This window comes from Streptomyces sp. RP5T (assembly GCF_003933965.1).
In the GTDB taxonomy this organism is placed as follows: domain Bacteria; phylum Actinomycetota; class Actinomycetes; order Streptomycetales; family Streptomycetaceae; genus Streptomyces.
Genome location: NZ_RSAJ01000694.1, coordinates 1 through 4,083 on the forward strand (window position 1 = coordinate 1; position 4,083 = coordinate 4,083).

The following is a 4,083-nucleotide window of genomic DNA, read 5'->3' on the forward strand; positions in this document are numbered from 1 at the left end:
GTCGGGGGCCGCCCCGGACCGGGCGTGGGTGTGGCGGCGGTGGGCTGCTGACAGGGCGCACAGGGTGAGGGTGGTCGCGATCGCCGCCACGTGTTCCCTGCCGGCGAGATTCTCCTTCGCCAGGACCTCGATCACCATCGCCGCGATCACGGCGGCCGCGGTGACCCGCGCGCCGTAGCGCCAGCCCAGGAACACGGCGAGGCCGACCACCGCCGCCGACGGCCCGGTGTCCACGACGTGGGCGTCCGAGGCGGGCAGGCCGAGCGGGCTGTCGGGGCCCAGCCAGATGCCCACGCGCGCGTACAGCGTCCCGGCGAGCGTGGCCGCGTACGCCAGCGTGAGCGTCCGCCACCGGCCCAGACAGATCTCGGCGATCCCGAACACGAACAGGATCTGCGCCAGCGCACCCCACACCGGCAGGTCCAGGGCCGGCACGAACAGGGACAGGGGAGTGCGGAGCAGGGCGAGCCAGAGGGGGTCCGCGGCGCGCACGGCACCGACGTCCTGGACGAAGCCGTACCCCCACGACCGGCCGTGCACGAAGTGCAGTGCCGCCGTCAGGCACACGGCCGTCAGGGCCAGGGGGACCGCCCGCCACCCGCGCCGCAGCAGCGGCCCGCGCACGGTGTCGTACAGCGCCCCCCACTCCGCGCGGGCCCAGCGGCCGAGCGTCCTCATCCCACGGTCCTCATCCGGCGGTCCTCACCTGTGTGTGCTCAAGTGCTCCCGGCGCCGCAGCCACTTCGGCAGCCCCGGCACCTCCAGGAACCCCTCCGCGCGCGCCGAGGCGATACCGATCCGTGGCAGGTCCGCGCTCTTCTCGAAGAGCAGGAACCGCGGCTCCCAGATGGGCCGGTACTTGGCGTTGGCCCGGTACAGGGACTCGATCTGCCACCAGCGGGAGAAGAAGCTGAGCAGCGACCGCCACAGCCGCAGCACCGGCCCGGCGCCAAGACGCGCACCACGTTCGAAGACCGAACGGAACATTGCGAAGTTGAGCGAGACCTGGGTGATCTGGATCTCCCGGGCCCGCTTCAGCAGCTCGATGACCATGAACTCCATGAGTCCGTTGTCCGCGTCGCGGTCCCGGCGCATGAGGTCGAGGGAGAGCCCGTGCGGCCCCCACGGCACGAAGGAGAGCACCGCCTTGAGCTCCCCGTCGGCGTCGGAGCACTCCAGCGCCACGCACCGGCCGTCCTCCGGGTCCCCGAGCCGCCCCAGCGCCATGCTGAACCCGCGCTCGGTGGCCCCGTCCCGCCAGTCGTCCGCACGCCTTACGAGAGCCGCCATCTCCTCGGCGGGGATGTCCTCGTGGCGCCGGATCCGCACGGTGTACCCGGCCCGCCGGACCCGGTTGTAGGCCTGCCGGACGGTCCGCATCGCCCGCCCCTCCAGGGTGAACTCGGCGACCTCGACGATCGCCTCGTCACCCAGTTCCAGCGCGTTCAGGCCGTGCCGCGCGTACACCGTCCCCGCCTCCTCGCCCGCGCCCATCACGGCCGGCAGCCACCCGTGCGCCCGGGCCTCGGCCAGCCACGGTCCGATCGCCCCCGGCCAGGCCTCCGGGTCGCCGATCGGGTCACCGGAGGCCAGCGAGACCCCGCTGACGACCCGGTAGGTGACGGCCGCCTTCCCGGTCGGCGACCAGACGACGCTCTTCTCCCTGCGCAGCGCGAAGTACCCGAGCGAGTCCCGCTCCCCGTGCCGCTCCAGCAGCTCCCGCAGACGCCGCTCGTCGTCCTCGGTGAGCGGGTCCAGGGCGCGCCGGGAGCGGAAGGCGGCGTAGAGGACGGCGAGGACTAGGAGCGTGCTGAGCACGTTGATGACGACGTTGACCCAGTTCGGCGTCAGGATCCCGTCGAAGCGCGAGTCGTCGGCGGCGACCGAGACCAGGCGCAGCGTGCCGTACCACCACCGCTCCCCGAAGGACGAGGACGTCGGCGCCTCGTTGGTGACGGTGACCAGCAGCGCGGCCAGCAGCGAGCACACCAGCAGTCCGCCCACGGCCACGGCGGCGGCGAGCCGCGGGTTGGACCGGTCGCCCTTGGCGTAGAACTCCCGCCGTCCGACGAGCAGGGCCGCGACGAAGGCGGCGGTGAGAAACAGGGAGATCCAGTTCTGCGCGTACCCCCGGATCTCCGGGAAGGTCATCGCGAGGACGAACAGCGCGAGGAACGCCCCCGACAGCACCAGGTTCAGGATCCAGGCCGCGCGCTTGCGCCGCCGCATGGTGATGGCGAGGAAGGCCGTGAACACCCCGGAGGCGAAGCCCGCCGTCAGCAGATACGGCGTGAAGTAGTCCTGCTGGTTGTGCCGCCGTACGTCCTGCCCCAGCGTCACCCACACCGCGCTGAGGAAGTTGACGAACGCGACGAGCCGCAGATACCAGACGGCGAAGGCGGCGGACCGCCGCGAGCCGGCGGTGGACCGGACATTCCGAACAGGTGCAACCCGGACATCTCCCATGAAGGGCGATCATGCCCCTTGCGCCGGCGATTCCGTCGCAAGGGCACCCACCTGTCCCCGGCTACTCCTCGTCGGACGCCTTCTCCGGTTCCGGCTCCGGCGCCGCCTTCGGCTCCTCGGCGGCGTCGGCCCTCTCGGGCAGTTCGGCGGCCAGCGCCGCCGCGGCCTGCACCAGCGGCAGCGCGAGGAGCCCGCCCGCGCCCTCGCCGACCGTCACGCCGTGGTCGAGCAGCGGTTCCAGGGCCATCCGGTCCAGCGCCTTCGCCTGCCCCGGCTCACCGCTGTTCTGCCCGGCCACCCACCAGTCCGGCGCCCGGAACGCGATCCGCTGGCCCACCAGCGCGCAGGCGGCCACGACCACCCCGTCCAACACGACGGGCAGCTTGCGCACCGCGCTCTGCAACAGGAACCCGGTGATCGCCGCGAGGTCGGCCCCGCCCACCGTCGCCAGCAGTTGCAGCTGGTCCCCGAGCACCGGCCGGGCCCGCCGCAGCGCGTCCCGGATCGCCGCGCACTTGCGCATCCACGCCAGGTCGTCGATCCCGGTGCCGCCGCGCCCGGTCACGACGGACGCGTCGGTCCCGCACAGCGCGGCGACCAGCACCCCCGCGGCCGTGGTGCCGCCCACGCTCACATCGCCGAGCACCACGAGATCCGTGCCGGAGTCGGCCTCCTCGTCGGCCAGGGCGATCCCGGCCCGGAACGCGGCCTCCGCCTCTTCCGGGGTCAGCGCGTCCTCGACGTCGATACGACCGCTCCCGCGCCGCACCCGGTGCCGTACGACGTCCTGCGGCAGCTCGGCCGGATCGCAGTCCAGCGCCATGTCGACGATCCGCACCGGCACGCCGAGGCGCCGCGCGAGGACCGACACCGGGCGGCCGCCCTCCAGGACCTCCCGCACCAGCTCCGAGGCGCTGCCGGCGGCCCGCCCCGAGACGCCCAGTTCCGCGATCCCGTGGTCACCGGCGAACAGCACGACCCGCGGCCGGTCGATCGGCCGTACCGGTACGGCCGACTGCGCCGCGGCCAGCCACTCACCCAGGTCGTCGAGGCGGCCCAGCGCCCCGGGCGGCACGATCTGACGCTCCCGGCGCGCCTCGGCGTCGCGGCGCACCCCGCCGTCGGGGCGCTCGATCAGATCGGAGAAGTCGTCGAGATTAAGCGAGCTCATTCGCCGAACAGTACCGGCCCTGATCGAACACGGGGGCGCCACGTGGCCATGACGTCATTGCACCCGGGAGAGGGATCCCATACGTTCCGTTTTGCAGCGAATTGCCGTGCGCCCCCGGGAGGTCCCATGCCCGCACCAACCGCCCCTTCCGTACGGCGTCTTCGCTCCACCGCCCGCGCGATGCTGCCGTTCCCCGAGCCCGAGAGCTGGCTGGACGTGGACACGGGGGACGCGGACTTCCCGGCGGCGGCGAGAGCGTTCTTCCCCTACACGGCCTTCGACGGCCTGGACCCCACCCCCCGCGTCCTGCACGCCCAGGCGGCCGAGCGACTGGAGGAGGGCTATCAGGGCCGTCTGACGGATCCGTGGCTCACCGCCCACCTGCGCGCCCGCTACGACGTGGTGAGCCTGCTGAACCCGCACGCGGACCCCGCCGAACTCCGGGC

4 protein-coding genes are annotated in these 4,083 nt (G+C 73.2%); 1 reads left to right on the forward strand and 3 read right to left on the reverse strand.

Translation table 11 applies throughout. From position 1 onward, the window contains the following. The 3 genes from EHS43_RS46855 to cobT all read right to left on the reverse strand — a co-directional run. Window positions 1-678 (reverse strand): hypothetical protein (locus EHS43_RS46855; protein WP_185806603.1); only part of this gene is annotated, 678 nt, incomplete at its 3' end. A 24-nt stretch (window positions 679-702) separates the two neighbouring features. Further along, on the reverse strand, window positions 703-2,466 hold the full coding sequence (locus EHS43_RS39330; protein WP_125195362.1) for a phosphatidylglycerol lysyltransferase domain-containing protein: 1,764 nt from the start codon (window positions 2,464-2,466) through the stop codon (window positions 703-705). A 61-nt stretch (window positions 2,467-2,527) separates the two neighbouring features. Continuing rightward, complete coding sequence (cobT, locus tag EHS43_RS39335) at window positions 2,528-3,637, reverse strand: nicotinate-nucleotide--dimethylbenzimidazole phosphoribosyltransferase (protein WP_125195363.1); 1,110 nt, start codon at window positions 3,635-3,637, stop codon at window positions 2,528-2,530. Between cobT and EHS43_RS48425 the strand changes: the two genes are divergently transcribed. After that, on the forward strand, window positions 3,545-4,083 hold a 539-nt coding region (locus EHS43_RS48425; protein ID WP_260470918.1), incomplete at its 3' end, for a MarR family transcriptional regulator. The two genes, cobT and EHS43_RS48425, sit on opposite strands and share 93 nt — an antisense overlap.

Bases quoted from the DNA above. Each gene is read 5' to 3' on its own strand.
- EHS43_RS39330 (WP_125195362.1), bottom strand. From the start codon at position 2,466: ATGGGAGATGTCCGGGTTGCACCTGTTCGGAATGTCCGGTCCACCGCC.
- cobT (WP_125195363.1), bottom strand. From the start codon at position 3,637: ATGAGCTCGCTTAATCTCGACGACTTCTCCGATCTGATCGAGCGCCCC.